At 55.7% G+C, this 15,622-nt stretch carries 19 protein-coding genes; 10 read left to right on the top strand and 9 right to left on the bottom strand.

Features of this window, described 5'->3' with window-relative positions; genetic code table 11:
• Positions 1 to 16 precede the first annotated feature (16 nt).
• The 9 genes from fliJ to fliR all read left to right on the top strand — a co-directional run bounded on the left by fliJ (position 17) and on the right by fliR (position 6,332).
• A complete protein-coding gene (gene fliJ / locus V2154_RS08825; protein ID WP_353501913.1) occupies positions 17 to 463 on the top strand; it encodes a flagellar export protein FliJ in 447 nt (148 codons plus the stop codon).
• Positions 460 to 1,818, top strand: coding sequence for a flagellar hook-length control protein FliK (locus tag V2154_RS08820; protein ID WP_353501912.1), 1,359 nt, complete (start codon positions 460 to 462; stop codon positions 1,816 to 1,818). Before fliJ ends, V2154_RS08820 begins: the two co-directional genes overlap by 4 nt.
• A 149-nt stretch (positions 1,819 to 1,967) precedes the next feature.
• Positions 1,968 to 2,462 (top strand): flagellar basal body-associated protein FliL, encoded by a 495-nt coding sequence (gene fliL, locus V2154_RS08815; RefSeq protein ID WP_353501911.1) that lies wholly within the window; start codon positions 1,968 to 1,970, stop codon positions 2,460 to 2,462.
• Between the two features lie 7 nt (positions 2,463 to 2,469).
• Positions 2,470 to 3,486, top strand: coding sequence for a flagellar motor switch protein FliM (fliM, locus tag V2154_RS08810; protein WP_353501910.1), 1,017 nt, complete (start codon positions 2,470 to 2,472; stop codon positions 3,484 to 3,486).
• A complete protein-coding gene (gene fliN, locus V2154_RS08805; protein ID WP_353501909.1) occupies positions 3,479 to 3,898 on the top strand; it encodes a flagellar motor switch protein FliN in 420 nt (139 codons plus the stop codon). The genes fliM and fliN overlap by 8 nt, the downstream gene beginning before the upstream one ends.
• Positions 3,899 to 3,910: 12 nt before the next feature.
• The gene (gene fliO, locus V2154_RS08800; protein ID WP_353501908.1) at positions 3,911 to 4,360 is read left to right on the top strand and encodes a flagellar biosynthetic protein FliO; all 450 of its coding nucleotides are present in this window, start codon (positions 3,911 to 3,913) and stop codon (positions 4,358 to 4,360) included.
• Positions 4,357 to 5,103 carry a flagellar type III secretion system pore protein FliP gene (gene fliP, locus V2154_RS08795; protein WP_034790072.1) on the top strand — a complete coding sequence of 249 codons (747 nt, stop codon included), beginning with the start codon at positions 4,357 to 4,359 and terminating at the stop codon, positions 5,101 to 5,103. The genes fliO and fliP overlap by 4 nt, the downstream gene beginning before the upstream one ends.
• 171 nt (positions 5,104 to 5,274) lie before the next feature.
• Positions 5,275 to 5,544, top strand: a complete 270-nt coding sequence (gene fliQ, locus V2154_RS08790) for a flagellar biosynthesis protein FliQ (protein WP_353501907.1) — start codon at positions 5,275 to 5,277, stop codon at positions 5,542 to 5,544.
• A gap of 2 nt (positions 5,545 to 5,546) precedes the next feature.
• Positions 5,547 to 6,332, top strand: coding sequence for a flagellar biosynthetic protein FliR (gene fliR / locus V2154_RS08785; protein WP_353501906.1), 786 nt, complete (start codon positions 5,547 to 5,549; stop codon positions 6,330 to 6,332).
• Here fliR and rlmC read toward each other — a convergent pair.
• The 9 genes from rlmC to nfsA form a co-directional block, all read right to left on the bottom strand.
• Complete coding sequence (gene rlmC / locus V2154_RS08780; protein WP_353501905.1) at positions 6,329 to 7,456, bottom strand: 23S rRNA (uracil(747)-C(5))-methyltransferase RlmC; 1,128 nt, start codon at positions 7,454 to 7,456, stop codon at positions 6,329 to 6,331. The genes fliR and rlmC overlap by 4 nt on opposite strands.
• 50 nt (positions 7,457 to 7,506) lie before the next feature.
• Positions 7,507 to 7,968: a YbjO family protein gene (locus V2154_RS08775; RefSeq protein ID WP_353501904.1), complete on the bottom strand. Its 462-nt coding sequence runs from the start codon at positions 7,966 to 7,968 to the stop codon at positions 7,507 to 7,509.
• An 89-nt stretch (positions 7,969 to 8,057) separates the two neighbouring features.
• A complete protein-coding gene (potI, locus tag V2154_RS08770) occupies positions 8,058 to 8,903 on the bottom strand; it encodes a putrescine ABC transporter permease PotI (protein ID WP_034790066.1) in 846 nt (281 codons plus the stop codon).
• Positions 8,900 to 9,856: a putrescine ABC transporter permease PotH gene (gene potH / locus V2154_RS08765; RefSeq protein WP_353501903.1), complete on the bottom strand. Its 957-nt coding sequence runs from the start codon at positions 9,854 to 9,856 to the stop codon at positions 8,900 to 8,902. The genes potI and potH overlap by 4 nt, the downstream gene beginning before the upstream one ends.
• Before the next feature lie 14 nt (positions 9,857 to 9,870).
• Entirely contained in the window at positions 9,871 to 11,004 is a 1,134-nt protein-coding gene (gene potG, locus V2154_RS08760; RefSeq protein WP_353501902.1) for a putrescine ABC transporter ATP-binding subunit PotG, read from the bottom strand.
• A 156-nt stretch (positions 11,005 to 11,160) separates the two neighbouring features.
• Complete coding sequence (potF, locus tag V2154_RS08755) at positions 11,161 to 12,270, bottom strand: spermidine/putrescine ABC transporter substrate-binding protein PotF (protein ID WP_353501901.1); 1,110 nt, start codon at positions 12,268 to 12,270, stop codon at positions 11,161 to 11,163.
• 441 nt (positions 12,271 to 12,711) lie between these two features.
• A complete protein-coding gene (locus V2154_RS08750; RefSeq protein ID WP_353501900.1) occupies positions 12,712 to 13,194 on the bottom strand; it encodes a YbjN domain-containing protein in 483 nt (160 codons plus the stop codon).
• A 146-nt stretch (positions 13,195 to 13,340) separates the two neighbouring features.
• On the bottom strand, positions 13,341 to 14,243 hold the full coding sequence (rimK, locus tag V2154_RS08745) for a 30S ribosomal protein S6--L-glutamate ligase (RefSeq protein ID WP_353501899.1): 903 nt from the start codon (positions 14,241 to 14,243) through the stop codon (positions 13,341 to 13,343).
• A gap of 27 nt (positions 14,244 to 14,270) precedes the next feature.
• Positions 14,271 to 14,993: an oxygen-insensitive NADPH nitroreductase gene (gene nfsA / locus V2154_RS08740; protein WP_353501898.1), complete on the bottom strand. Its 723-nt coding sequence runs from the start codon at positions 14,991 to 14,993 to the stop codon at positions 14,271 to 14,273.
• A 318-nt stretch (positions 14,994 to 15,311) separates the two neighbouring features.
• Here nfsA and V2154_RS08735 point away from each other — a divergent pair, with 318 nt between their 5' ends.
• Positions 15,312 to 15,578, top strand: a complete 267-nt coding sequence (locus V2154_RS08735) for a GrxA family glutaredoxin (protein WP_034790052.1) — start codon at positions 15,312 to 15,314, stop codon at positions 15,576 to 15,578.
• Positions 15,579 to 15,622: the final 44 nt, after the last annotated feature.

Here is a 15,622-nt window from a genome sequence, read left to right as displayed (position 1 = left end):
ACCAGAGGACTTGTGTATGGAAAGTTCATCACCTTTAGTCACTCTCTGCTCTCTGGCGCAGAAAGCCTTGGATCAGGCGACCAACCATTTAGGTCAGGTCCGACAGTCGCACAGTCAGGTGCAAGAACAGCTGTCGATGCTACTCAATTACCAGAATGAGTACCGGCAGAAGCTCAACACCACCATGACCGGCGGGATTGCCGCCAACACGTGGCAGAACTACCAGCAGTTTATTTCGACGCTGGAAGTGGCTATTGACCAGCATCGTCAGCAGTTGATGCAATGGAACCAGCGTCTGGACGCCGCCGTCAGCCAGTGGCAGGACAAGCAGCAGCGGCTCAATGCCTACCAGACCCTGCAAAGTCGCGCCAGCGAGCAGCAACGCGTGCAGGCCAATCGGCTGGATCAAAAGCAAACGGATGAATTCGCCCAGCGCGGCACCTATAGGAAATCACAGTCATGAATATGAATATTCAGCCCGCCGCGGCCTCCACGGTGAAAGGTGCCGGTCACAGCAAACCTACCGGGGCAGCCGCCCTGCTGGCCGATCTCGACGCCGGTAACGCGACGCAGGATTTTGCCAGCCAGCTGGAAGCCCAGCTCGGGCCAAAACTCAGTTCCCAGCTGGGTCAGTTAGGCCAGCAGCTCGCAGCCAAGGGGCAGGTGGTGGATAAAAACAGCCTGACGCAAGCCGTGAATACCGGCGAGCAGGAGGGCACGCTGTCGCTCGATGACAATCAGCTAAGCCAAATCATGGCGGCGATTCAGGCTCTGCCAAACGGCAATTTAAAAACCGCCGATGCCAGCCAGCTGAAAAATGCCGCTTTGAGCGATAAAGAAGACGCCAAAGACCCGACAAGCCAAGACGCCAACGCCCTGCCGATTCAGGCACTGTTTGCCATGCTCGCCGCCCAACCGGCGGCCCAGATGACGCCAGCGACGGCGCAAAATGGCGCTTTGCCAAATAGCGGCGATAGCAAAGATAAAACCGCCCTGCTTCAGTCACTCAGTGGCGACGCCAAATCACTGCTCACGCAGGGTGACGACAAGGCTGCTGAACATAAAACCGCCGTGACCGACACCAGCGGCAAAGGGGTCAGCCAGCACGGCGATGCCCGCGCGGCGAGCAGCAAATCTAGCGATTTCAATAATGCCCTGACGGCAATGAGCACGGCTAACGGCGCAGCCAGCCAGCAGCCGAATAGCGAGTTGAAAAACAGCGATAACGGCGCACTGCTGCAAAATATTAATCAGATCAACAGCGCGGCGATGGCGGCCTCTTCGGTGCCGGTGTCCAGCACGCCAACCAGCACCACGCTGGTATCCGCCCCTAACGTGCCGCAGCTCAACGCCCAGTTGGGTAGCCCGGAGTGGCAGCAGCAGCTAGGTCAGCAGGTGTTGATGTTTAACCGTCAAGGCCAGCAGACCGCCGAACTTCGCCTGCATCCGCAAGATTTGGGTTCTATCCAGATCAGCATGAAGATTGAAGACGGTCAGGCGCAGATGCACTTTGTTTCCGGCCACAGCGGCGTGCGTGCCGCGCTGGAAGCGGCCATGCCTCAGCTGCGCACCTCGCTGGCTGATAGCGGCATCAACCTGAACCAGACCAACGTCAGCAGCGATACCTCGCAGTGGCAGCAAGCCTCTAACGGCGCACAGCAGCAATTTGGCCAGCAGTCAGGTTCATCGCAAGGCAGCGACGCCAGCTGGGCCGCGTTTAACGGCGTTGGCGCGGCCTCCGCCAGCGACGCCCTTCCCGTTCCAGCCTCGCTTCAGCAGTTAGCCAGCGGCAAAGGCGGCGTTGACATCTTCGCCTGATTGACCCTATTTGCCCCCGCTATACGTTGAAAGATCGCGGGTAAACGGCAGAGCTAACCGCGTTTAACCCGCCTATTCCCTCTATTGAAATTGGGGATAGGCGGGATAATCATCCACAGAATTATCATTTACAGGAAATTCCCTTATCCATGTCTGACTCTGCTATTGCGACCAAGCGAAAAGGTAAGCGCTCAAAATTAATCATCATATTGGTTCTGCTGGCTCTGATTGCCGCGGCCGGAGGTGGTTACGCCTGGTGGATGCTGCAAGGTCATTCGTCTGCGCCGGGCGCAGCTCAGGTTAAGAAAGAGGAACCGCCTGCTCCGCCTGTTTTTTTGGCGCTGGACACCTTCACGGTTAATCTGCAAAACGCGGATAACAACCCGGATCGCGTGCTATATATCGGCCTGACGTTGCGCCTGCCGGATGAGAAAAACCGCGCCGCGCTGAACGAATATTTGCCAGAAGTCCGCAGCCGCCTGCTGTTATTGCTCTCTCGCCAGAAAAGCTCTGATCTGGTCAGCGAAGCGGGCAAACAGCAGCTGATCACGGACATTAAACAAGCTTTGAGTACTCCTTTTGTCAAAGGTCAGCCTAATCAGGTGATCAGCGACGTGCTTTTCACTGCTTTCATACTGCGATAATCAAATTATGGGCGACAGCATTCTTTCACAGGCCGAGATTGACGCACTGCTTAACGGCGATAGCGACGGCGACAGTGCGCAACAGGTTGATACCAGTCCCCTCAAGGCTGACGATGGCGTAAAGCCGTTTGACCCGACCACGCAGCGACGCGTTATCCGCGAGCGTTTGCAGGCGTTGGAGATCATCAACGAGCGCTTTGCCCGTCACTTCCGCATGGGGCTGTTCAACTTATTGCGCCGCAGCCCGGATATCACGGTTGGCCCGATCAAGATCCAGCCCTACCATGAGTTTGCTCGCAACCTGCCGGTGCCGACCAACCTCAACGTGATTCACCTTAAGCCGCTGCGCGGTTCGGCGCTGTTCGTGTTCGCGCCAAGTCTGGTGTTTATCGCGGTGGACAACCTGTTCGGCGGCGATGGTCGGTTCCCCACCAAAGTGGAAGGCCGCGAGTTTACCCATACCGAGCAGCGCGTGATTAAACGCATGCTGACGCTGGCGCTCGACGCCTATCAGGATGCGTGGAGCGGCGTGTATAAGCTCAGCGTGGAGTATGTGCGCGCCGAGTTGCAGGTGAAGTTCACCAACATCACCTCGTCGCCAAACGACATTGTGGTGACGACCCCCTTCCATGTGGAGATCGGCGCGCTGAGCGGCGATTTCAACATCTGTATCCCGTTCAGCATGATTGAACCGATACGCGAGCTGTTAACCAACCCACCGGTAGAAAACTCTCGCAATGAAGAGAGTCAGTGGCGCGAAAACTTAGTACATCAGGTGAAGCATTCACAGCTCGAACTGGTGGCAAACTTCGTCGATATTCCACTGCGACTGTCGCAAATCCTCAAATTACAGCCGGGTGACGTTTTACCGATTGAGAAACCGGACCGCCTGATCGCTCACGTCGACGGTGTCCCGGTCTTGACCAGTAAATACGGCACGCTTGGCGAACAATACGCCCTGCGCGTTGAACATTTGATTAACCCAATTTTGAATTCCCTGGATGAGGAACAGCCCCATGAGTGACATCAATAAACCGTCTGACAGCGGATCGGAAAACGTAGACGATTTATGGGCTGATGCGTTTAACGAACAGCAAGCCGCCGGTGGCAACGAAAAAGCTTCCACCGATGGCGTATTCGCGGCGCTGGGCGCGCAAGAAGGCACCGGCAGCCTGCAAGATATCGACATGATCTTGGATATTCCGGTCAAGCTGACGGTGGAACTGGGCCGCACCAAGATGACCATCAAAGAGCTGCTGCGTCTTTCGCAGGGTTCTGTAGTGGCGCTGGACGGACTGGCGGGCGAGCCGCTGGATATCCTGATCAATGGCTATCTGATTGCCCAAGGCGAAGTGGTGGTGGTTGCTGATAAATACGGCGTGCGCATCACTGACATCATCACCCCGTCAGAGCGTATGCGTCGCCTGAGCCGCTAGTGAGACACTCCCTTGACTACCGCTAACAGCTCGGCCAGCAGCGATTCACCTTATATCACGCCAGCCGCGACGCACGGCACGGTGCAGCAACAGGCTGCACCCGCTATTCCAACCGGCTCGGCGTTAACACAGGTGAGCACCGTGCTCGGCGGCATTTTGCTGCTGATCTTGCTGATTGGCTGGGTGGCAAAGCGTCTGGGCTTCGCGCCGCAGACCAAGAATTCTAAGTTGTTAAAAGTCACCGCCAGCTGTCAGGTCGGGCGCTCAGAGAAAGTGGTGATTGTCGAAGTAGATAACACTTGGCTGGTGCTGGGCGTGACCTCGCACCAAATCACCCCGCTGCATACCCTGACTTCACCGCCAGTTATGCCGGAGAGTGCTGAGGTGACAACGTCACAGAAACCGATTGATTTTGCTCAACTGTTAACCAAAGTGCTGAAACGTCCGGGAAATAAAGAATGAGCGTGCTGAAATCCTCTCTACGCTGGAGCCTGCCGCTGCTGTTATTAGCAAGCCCTGCCGCCTTCGCGCAACTTCCGGGCATTGTCAGTCAGCAACTGTCGAACGGTGCACAGAGCTGGTCGCTGCCGGTGCAGACGCTGGTGTTCATCACCACCCTGACCCTGCTGCCCGCCATGCTGCTGATGTGTACCAGCTTTACGCGCATTATTATCGTGCTGGGTTTGCTGCGAAATGCGCTGGGTACCCCTTCTGCGCCGCCGAACCAAGTGATGCTCGGGCTGGCGCTGTTTCTGACCTTTTTCGTTATGTCACCGGTGTTCGACAAAATCTATACCGATGCCTACCAGCCGTTCAGTGAAGACAAGATCAGTATGCAGGTGGCGATGGACAAAGGCGCCGAGCCGTTGCGCCAGTTTATGCTGCGCCAGACCCGCGAAACCGACCTGGCGCTATATGCCCGTTTAGCCAACCTGCCGCCGCTGGCAGGCCCGGAAGCCGTGCCGATGCGTATTCTGCTACCCGCCTATGTCACCAGCGAGCTGAAAACTGCCTTCCAGATTGGTTTCACCGTATTTATTCCCTTTATGATCATCGATCTGGTGGTCGCCAGCGTGCTGATGGCGCTGGGGATGATGATGGTGCCACCCGCCACCATCTCGCTGCCCTTTAAGCTGATGCTGTTTGTGTTGGTCGACGGTTGGCAGCTGCTGCTGGGATCGTTGGCACAGAGTTTTTATAGCTAACGCTCCCTCTCCTTTTTAAGGAGAGGGTTGGGGTGAGGTTTATGGATGGCGACGCTCGAGTTGCCTGCTATACCCCCTCCCAGCCTCCCCCTTTTCAGGGGGAGGAGCAGTCCGACTTCCCCGTTACTTCGGCGGAGTCATGAGATTTTGAGTTTCTAGAGAAAAGACACGATGACTCCTGAATCGGTAATGGCGATTGGCAACCAGGCAATGAAAATAGCGCTGGCCGTGGCTGCGCCGCTGCTTTTAGCCGCGTTGGTCACGGGTCTTGTCGTCAGTTTGTTACAGGCGGCGACGCAGATTAACGAACAAACCCTGTCCTTTATTCCGAAGATTCTGGCCGTGGTGGCAACCATCGTTATCGCCGGGCCGTGGATGCTCAATCTGCTGCTGGACTACATGCGCACGCTGTTCACCAGCCTGCCTTACATCATCGGCTAGCCATGGTTTCCTTCGACAGCACCCAGCTTGCCGGATGGCTCAGCATGTACTTCTGGCCACTGCTGCGCATTTTGGCGCTGATCAGCACCGCGCCGGTGACCAGTGAAAAGCAGGTGCCGAAGCGCGTGAAGCTTGGCCTCGGCATGATGATCACCTTCCTGATTGCCCCCAGCCTGCCACCGATTGAGGTGCCGATGTTCTCTAGCGGCGCGCTCTGGCTAGCGGCTCAGCAAATTATTATCGGCAGCGCCCTGGGCTTAACCATGCAGCTGGCCTTTGCCGCCGTGCGCATGGCGGGCGAGATCATCGGCCTGCAAATGGGTATCTCTTTTGCTACCTTCTTCGACCCCAGCAACCGCCTTAACTCCCCGATTTTGGCGCAGATCTTAAACCTGCTGGCGGTACTGCTGTTTTTGAGTTTTGACGGCCATCTGTGGCTGATCTCCCTGCTGGCCGACAGCTTCCAGACCCTGCCTATTCGCTCTCAACCCTTGAATGGCAACGGTTTTATGGCGCTGGCGAAAGGAGGAAGTATGGTCTTCAGCAGCGGCCTGATGCTGGCCCTGCCGATTGTCACCCTGCTGCTGACGCTCAACGTATGCCTCGGCCTGCTTAACCGCGTCACGCCGCAGCTGTCGGTGTTCGTCATTGGTTTCCCGCTGACGCTAAGTATTGGGATTTTGGCGATAAGCCTGATGATGCCGATGCTCGCGCCGTTCAGCGAGCACCTGTTCAGTGAAACCTTCGATAAGCTGGTGCTTATCCTTGGCCAGATGGCGAACCGCTAACGGCGCGAAAGCAGCGTTAACACTTCGTAGTGCGCGGTGTGCGGGAACATGTCAAACAGCTGCACGCGCGCGACGCGGTAATCCGGCATAGCGGCCAAATCTTTCGCCATGGTCTGAGCATTACAGCTGGAGTAGAGAATAGTTTGCGGGGCCATGCGGCTGAGATAGTCGCACAGTGCCTGACCAATGCCACGACGCGGCGGATTGACCAGCACCAGATCGGGAATGCTCTGCCTGCCGGTGGCAAAACCGGTGGAATCCAGTGCCTGAAATTCCACCTGCTTCAGCCCCAATCTGTCAGCCGACGCTTTGGCGCAGGCAATGGCCTCGGCGCTGATTTCAATTCCGGTCAGCTTCATCTCCGGCGTGGCGCAGTGCAGGCCAAAACCGCCAACGCCGCAGAACAGATCCCACATGCTGCCGACGTTCAGCTCGCGCACCCAGTCGCGCGCCGTGGCGTACAGCGCGGCGGCCACCTGCGGGTTAGTCTGGAAAAAACTTTGCGGGCGGATAAACAGCGGCACCTGGTTAAACTCTTCTTCCAGCGCCTGCTGCTCGGTCAGCGCAATCTCGCGCTCGCCTTCCAGAATCGCCATATGCACCGGCTGAATATTGGCGGAAATCACCTTCAACTGCGGCAACTGCTGCTGTAACCACGGCAGCGCGGCGCGGAGCTGTGCCAGCTTGGCTTCTGAACGCAGCACAAAGCGCAGCATCATACCGCCCTCTTTCTGACTTTCAGTTAGCAGCAGGAATTTCAGCTCGCCGCGTTTACGGGCGACGTTATAGGGGGTTAATCCGGCGCGGGCGATAAAGCTTTTTAGCACGCCAAACACCTCGGGGAAGCTGGCGGGATAAAGTGGGCAGTCGCACAAATCCACCGGAGTGCCGTCGCGATGCAGCATGCCGAGCAGCGGGCGCTCCACGCTGCCGCTCACCACCATTTTGGCTTTATTGCGAAACGCACTTTCCGGCCCGGTGACCGGCTCCAGCCATTCGCCTACCGCCAGGTCGGCCAGCAGCTGACGCAGATCCTGTTGTTTATCGACCAGTTGGCGAGCGTAAGGCTTGTCCAGCCATTGGCAGGAACGGCAGGTCCCGGCGGTATAAAGTGCGCAATGCATGAAAATTGACCGTTATTGAATGAGCGGAGAAAAACGTGGCGCGCAGTGTATCACCGCGCGGCCTGAAAGGCTGCTCTGCGGCGCAGGAAAAACTGACGGCTACTCTGTGGCGCAAACAGCAGCAGGAGCACCACCATGTCGGGGACTTTTTGCATCAAGAGTGCATAGAGAAATTGCCCCTGAGTCTCGGTTTCGAAGCGGAAGATCTTCGGCCCGAACCACTCGAACGACGCCAGCAGCATGTAGCTCACCACCACCGCCTGACAGCCGACAAAGGCCCAGCGCCCCCAGTTGCGCCCGCGCATCATGGCGTAGGACGCATGGCACTCAATCCATACAATCAGCAGGCTGGCGAGCAGGATAAAGCAGTTAACCCACGACTCCGCGCTGGCCTGAACAAAATCCACCACACCCGCCACGCCCATGGCATCGAACAGCAAAATAAACTCTAGGCAGCGCGTGGCGACGATCGCCGACGCGCCAATCATTACGGGTACGGGTATAAATCTCATCTTTCCTTAGATCCCCTGGGTTTTGGGCGTTGCCGCGGCGCTGAGAGCATCAACGCCCATGACTTTGGGTTTATGTATAAGGTTAAAAATTAATGCCGATAAGCGCGCTGCATATCTTTGATTCTCTGCTTCTCCGCCCGCGACATAAACCACCAGGCAATCAGGCCGATGATGCCAACCACCAGCAGGATCAGCGTTGCCAGTGCGTTGATCTCTGGGTTCACCCCCATGCGCACGCTGGCGAACACCAGCATTGGCAAGGTGGTGGAACCCGGCCCGGCCACGAAGCTGGCAATTACCAAGTCGTCGAGGGACAGCGTGAAGGCCAGCAGCCAGCCGGACACCAGCGCTGGAGCAATCATCGGCACCGTGATAATGAAAAACACCTTCAGCGGCGTCGCGCCGAGGTCCATCGCCGCCTCTTCGATAGACCTGTCCAGTTCGCGCAGACGCGCCGCCACCACCACCGCCACGTAGGCGCTACAGAAGGTAACGTGCGCCAGCCAGATGGTGAACATGCCGCGCTCGGCGGGCCAGCCAAAGGCGTGCCCCATCGCCACGAACAGCAGCAGCAGCGCCAGGCCGGTGATCACGTCGGGCATCACCAGCGGCGCGGTCAGCATAAAGGCGAAGCCGGTAGAGCCTTTGAAACGGCCAAAACGCACAATCACCACCGCGGCAAGCGTGCCGACGATGACCGCCATGGTGGCCGCCGCCGTGGCGATACTCAGACTCATGCCTACTGCGCTAATCATTGCAGAATCATGGAATAATTGAGTATACCAGCGAGTTGACCAGCCAGCCCAGACCGTAACGAGCTTGGAGCTGTTGAATGAGTAAATAACCAGCATCAACATCGGCGCATACAAAAAGGTGAAGCCAAGCACCAGAATAAGAATTCGCCACGGTGAGCGAACAACCGGCAAATTGTTCATTCTTTGTCTCCCAGCTCTTTGTTTTGGTATTTGTGGAACCAGAGGATTGGCATGATGAGCAGCAGCAACATAATCACCGCCACCGCAGAGGCCACCGGCCAGTCGCGGTTATTGAAGAACTCCTGCCACAAAATTCGGCCAATCATGATGCTGTCCGGCCCACCCAGCAGCTCAGGAATAACGTACTCCCCCACCGCCGGGATAAACACCAGCATCGAGCCAGCTATAATCCCGCCCTTGGTCAACGGCATAATCACTTTGAAGAAAGTTTTCAGCGGGCGGGCGCCAAGGTCCAGCGAGGCTTCCACCAACGAGTAGTCAAGACGGGTTAGCGCGGTGTAAATCGGCAGCACCATAAACGGCAAATAGGAGTAAACGATGCCGATATAGACCGCCAGGTTGGTGTGCAAAATCACCAGCGGCTGGTCGATAACGTGCAGCCACATCAGGAAGTTATTCAGCACCCCGTTATCTTTTAAGATACCCATCCAGGCATAGACGCGGATCAGGAATGAGGTCCACGACGGCAGGATCACCAGCAAAAGCAGGATATTACGCATAGACTTGCTGCTGTGCGCCACGGCCCACGCCAGCGGATAGCCAATCAACAGACAGCAGACCGTGGAAATCGCCGCCACTTCCAGCGATTGCAGATAGGCTTCGATATACAGCGGGTCGTCGGTCAGCGAGATGTAATTGCCCAAATTCAGGGCAATATCCAGCATGCCGTCCGAGAAAGTGACTAAATCGGTGTAAGGAGGAATGGCGCGGGCCATCTCCGCCAGGCTGATTTTGAACACGATAAGGAAAGGCAGCAGGAACAGCAGCAGGAACCAGACCAGCGGCAGCAGGATCACCAGCTTGCGGCCGTGCTTTTGCTGCATGCGGCCAATCCAGGCTTTCACCCCACCCGGTGGTTTGGCAGGCTCGGGATGTGCGGAAATAAAGGACATGGCTTCAACTCCCCTTAAACGGTCAGCACGACACAGCTGTCGGCTTCCCAGCACAGGCGCACTTCGTCGCCCCAGGTCGGCATGCCTTTGCGGAAGCGATGGCCGTTTTGCAGCTGTGCGGTGATCATCTGTCCACTGTGTAACTTGACGTGGTAGATGGACAAATCGCCCAAATAGGCAATGTTGACCACTTCGCCGACGGCGAAGTTACAGCCATCTTCAGGGATCTCTTCGCACAGCAGGATTTTCTCCGGCCGCAGCGCCACGAACACCGGCACGCCGTCGACCACCGAGGAGTCAGCATCGACTTTCAGCGGATGCACTAAGCCCGGGCTGCTGATGATCAGCGCCTCGTCCTGACGCTCTTGCAGCACCCCCTCGAAGATATTCACCGAGCCGATAAACTCCGCGCTAAAGCGGCTGGTCGGGTGCTCGTAAATCTCCTCCGGCTCGCCTATTTGCACAAACTTACCGCGATTCATAATGGCGATACGCCCCGCCATGGTCATCGCCTCTTCCTGATCGTGGGTCACCATCACGCAGGTCGCGCCGACGCGTTCGAGGATATCCACCACTTCAAGCTGCATGCGGTCGCGCAGTTTTTTGTCCAGCGCGCCCATAGGCTCATCAAGCAGCAGCAGTTTAGGTCTTTTCGCCAGACTGCGCGCCAAGGCCACGCGCTGGCGCTGCCCGCCGGAGAGCTGGTGCGGCTTACGCTTGGCGAAATCCTCCATATGAACCAGCGTCAGCATCTCCGCCACGCGGCTTTTGATCTCCGCCGACGGCAGCTTGTCCTGCTTCAAGCCAAAGGCGATGTTCTGCTCGACGGTCATGTGCGGGAACAGCGCATAAGACTGGAACATCATGTTAATCGGGCGCTGATAAGGCGGCACCTGCGACAGATCGACGCCGTCGAGTACGATTTGTCCCTGCGTTGGGGTTTCAAAGCCCGCCAGCATGCGCAGCAAGGTGGACTTGCCGCAACCAGACGCGCCCAGCAGGGCAAAGATTTCGCCTTTATAGATAGTCAAACTGACGTCATCCACGGCGGCCTGACCATCAAAAGATTTGGTTAAATTGCGGATTTCCAGCAAAGGCGTGAAGCCTTTGTGAGTTTTCGGCTGAGGACGGGGGATTGCATCATTCACTCAGAAACATCTCCGGCAGAAGGCGGTAAAAAGCCGCATAGATTGAGGAACCGAAATAGAAGCAGTGGCTCGGCGCGTTTATTTCGCAGAGCCACTGGGGTAATAATCAATATCATTCGAGTTGCATCATGGCGGCAGCTCGAAGGATGAAGAGTATTATTTGTTGGTTTTCACTTTAGTCCAAGAACGGGTAATAACACGGTCGATTTTCGGATCCTGAACTTTCAGCGTAAACATTTTGGCGCGCACGGCATCCGGTGGGTAAATCCCCGGGTTGTTACGCACGTCGGCATTCACCAGCGGCGTGGCGGCAAGGTTGCCACTCGCGTAGTAAACCGTGTTGCTGATCTGCGCGATCACCTTCGGCTCCATCAGGTAGTTGAGGAACTTATAGGCTTCATCCAGATTTTTTGCATCCGCCGGAATAGCAAACACGTCGAAGAAGGCCAGCGCCCCCTCTTTCGGAATGCTGTAAGCCACGTTGACGCCGTTTTTAGCTTCTTTCGCGCGGTTAGAGGCTTGCATCACGTCACCCGCCCAGCCAATCGCCACGCAGATATCGCCGTTTGCCAAGTCGTTGATGTATTGGGAAGAGTGGAAGTAGCGAATGCTTGGGCGCAGCTTCAACAGCAGGTCATTGGCGGCACCGGTGTAGTCGCTGGCTTTGGTACTGTTCGGGTCGAGGTGCAGGTAGTTCAGGACTGTGGCGTAGATTTCAGCCGGTGCGTCGAGGAAGGAGACACCGCAGCTTTTGAGTTTCTCAAGGTTTTCAGGCTTCAGCACCAGATCCCAGCTGTCCACCGGCGCGTCTTTGCCCAGCACGGCCTTCACTTTATCGACGTTATAGCCAATGCCGGTGGTCGCCCACAGGTAAGGAATGGCGTATTTGTTGCCCGGATCGTGCTGCGCGACCATTTTCAACAGCTCAGGATCGAGATTTTTGTAGTTTGGCAGCTTGCTCTTGTCCAGCGGCTGGAACACCCCTGCCGCCAGTTGGCGCTCAAGGAAACTCGCCGACGGCACCACCAGGTCGAAGCCAGTGCTGCCCGCCATCAGCTTGCCTTCCAATACTTCGTTGGAATCAAAAACGTCGTATATCACCTTGATGCCGGTTTCCTTCTGGAAATCTGGCACCGTATTCGGCGCGATATAGTCAGACCAGTTGTAGACGTGCAGCGTTTTTTCTTCCGCTGACGCTGTGACGGACGCGGCCATAACCAGACCGGCGACAACACCCGATAACCACTTTTTACGCAGGGTGAACATCCGTTACTACCTCCAATACAGGGGGAAAAGGAAAATTAAACTTGTATCTCAAATGGATACAAAACCTTTCATAACCAGACCAACCGTCGCGCTCCGATCTGCATAAGCATGCATCGCCAAGCCCAACGCTGCGAGCCGAATAACCATTTGGTTTTACGGTGTAATTAACCTATAGCGCAGAATCAGCAGAATACTCCCTGCGCCCCCTTGGTACTAGACCGCACGGGCAAAACCACGATTTATCGATTAATTATGCATTTTTGCTCTATGCCCTGTGGCACATAAGCCATTAACAAAGTGAAATGTATGGCAACAATGTGCAAATAACAGAATAACTGTTTGTTAAAGAGTGTAGTGGAAGCGGAAAAAATCACCAAAGCCGCGGGAATTCGCGGCTTATGCGAGAAATTTGCAATGGGGAAGTGTTAAAGCGAGAGAGGATTAATGCAGAATGGGGACATTGAGGTTGGTTAGCGGCTCGCCTTCGTCCGGCTCGCCTACGAACAACATGTCATTTGCATGGGCTTCCAGGATGATCATCGACATCTGCTCTTCTGCCTGTTGCAGGAAGTGAGCAAACTGCTCCACCGTCACGCCTACGGCAATCGCCAGCGACTGGCAGACAATCAGCTTCGGCAAGTTGTCATCCTGAATGTCGATAAACGCCTTCACCGTCAGCGAACTGGCGTTGATTTGGCTGAGGTCGGCCACAATAGGAATCAGCGCGGTGGGTTTCACTTCGGCCAGCGCGGAGAACAGGATCACGTTATCAACAATGTCCAACTTGGCGTCAAACACGCCATCAAAATTCTGCATATGCGGCAAATGGAGAGCCTGACAGGAATCACACTCGAAAAATGATATCCCCAACTGATCCAGCCAGCGCCGGAGCAACGCCAAATCAGGGACGATGAGCGAATCCATAAAATGCCTCACAAGTTTAAATCAATGAAGTCGACAGCAGAAAAGCGCGCCCTTAAAGGGCGCGAAGGGGACATAGCTTACGGAATTATGTCAGTAAGCGCTATGATCAATACGCGCTTGCTGCACATTAATGCGGGATAAGGCGCTTAGCCGCCGGATTTCAGGCGAAAACCAGGGCGTGCGCGATGCTCAATGTAGTCAATCATCATGCCCGCGATGTCCAAGCCGGTGGTGCTTTCGATCCCTTCTAAGCCAGGCGAAGCGTTAACTTCCATCACTAACGGGCCTCGGTTAGATCGAAGGATATCGACACCGGCGACATCCAGACCCAAGGTTGCCGCCGCTTTCACCGCAATGGCTTTTTCATCGGCGGTGATTTGCACCTTGTTGGCGGTACCGCCGCGATGCAAGTTTGAGCGGAAATCGCCGGGCTTGGCCTGACGCTCAATGGCCCCCACCACTTTCTTACCCACCACCAGACAGCGAATATCCCTGCCCTCGGCTTCGCGGATATATTCCTGCACCAATATATGCGCATTCAGCCCACGGAAGGCGTCAATCACGCTCTCCGCCGCCTGACGCGTCTCGGCCAGCACCACGCCAATACCCTGTGTTCCCTCCACCAGCTTGACCACCAGCGGCGCGCCGCCGACCAAGGCAATCAGGTCAGCGGTATCGTCCGGCATATTGGCAAAGCCGGTGGTCGGCAAATCGATCCCCTCGCGAGCCAGAATCTGCATCGAACGCAGCTTGTCACGCGCGCGAGTGATGGCGACGGATTCGTTGAGTGGGAAGCTGCCCAACATCTCAAACTGGCGCAGCACCGCCGTACCGTAGAAAGTAATGGCCGAACCAATGCGCGGGATCACTGCGTGATATTTATCCAGCTGGCGGCCGCGATAATGCACGCTAGGCGCCGCCGGATTGATATTCATATAGCAGGACAAGGGGTCGATGATATCGACCGAATGGCCGCGACACTCCGCCGCTTCAAGCAGCCGCTTGCACGAATAGAGACTGCCATCGCGAGAAAGAATAGCTATTTTCATCAGACGCCCCGTCAAGGATGGAGAGTGTTAGCGCGTTGCCCAGCCCTGCTTGTGCAAAGCAGCCAGCATGTGTGGGCGCTGCTCTTTTTTCAGCGTGCGGATAATCAAATCGCTCCAGGTATCGCGACGCGCATTGCTGTCACGCTGCAAGTAATAGGCGGCCAGCTGCTCATCATACTCCGCCAAGGTTTGGGGGTTGAGCGGCTGATAGCTGTTTTCGTGCACTAGCATAGATTGCGGCATACGCGGCTTCACCTGATGATCCTGCGCCGGATGGCCGATACACATACCGAACAGCGGCATGACAAACTTCGGCAGCTTCAGCAGGCCAATCACCTCTTCAACCTGATTACGGATACCGCCGATAAACACCCCGCCCAACCCGAGTGACTCCGCCGCCGTCATGGCGTTTTGCGCCAGCAGCGCGGTGTCCACGCAGCCCAGCAGCAGCTGCTCAGCTAACCCTAGCTCGGCCTGCGGATTGATTTGTTGATTGCGATTAAAGTCGGCGCAGAAAACCCAAAATTCGGCGGCGCTGGCGACATATTTCTGCCCGCCGGTGAATTCCACCAGCTTCTCACGCAGCGCGGGATCGGTAATGCGAATGATTGACGAACACTGCAAAAAGCTTGAAGTCGATGCGCCCTGAGCCGCGCTAAGAATGGCTTCGCGCTGCTCATCGGTGATCGGCTGGTCGGTAAAAGAACGAATAGAACGGTGGGAGCGCAGGAGGTCAATCGTGGGGGTCATGGGAAATCCTTGAACGAAAACAAGATAAAAGCCTAATAGCCGACAATCATTGATGCTAGCTCACGGCTTTGCAAGTCCATTAACCCCAAATGCTGTAACAAAACGCAGCGTTTTTTTAGGGCAGAAAAAAGGTGATAAACCCGTTTGTTCGTCGGCCTGATAGGCGCAGTGCATCAAACTGACAGGTAAATCCTACTGTTTTTTGACGTGCGTAACAGGCATAGTACCGATATCAAAAGGTGATGCAGTTAACAAAATAAAAATGCATCACACTTTAACTTATTCATTTTACTGGCATTAAAAAATCAAGGAGTCTCCATGTTTGCAGTGATTTTCGGGCGCCCGGCGTGTCCTTATTGTGTACGTGCAAAAGAGTTGGCTGAAAAACTGACTGAAGAACGTGATGATTTCAATTTCCGTTATGTTGATATCCACGCTGAAGGCATTTCAAAAGCCGATTTGGAAAAAACTGTCGGTAAGCCGGTTGAAACTGTTCCACAAATCTTCATTGACTCCACCCACATTGGTGGTTGCACAGATTTCGAAGCTTACGCTAAAGAACATCTGGCTCTGTTCCAGTCTTAATTTGACTGAGACGTGGCAAAGTCTACACAGCAAAAAGGCGCTCA

This window comes from Ewingella sp. CoE-038-23 (assembly GCF_040419245.1).
Lineage (GTDB): Bacteria > Pseudomonadota > Gammaproteobacteria > Enterobacterales > Enterobacteriaceae > Ewingella > Ewingella allii.
This window is presented reverse-complemented; position numbering and strand designations above follow the sequence as displayed.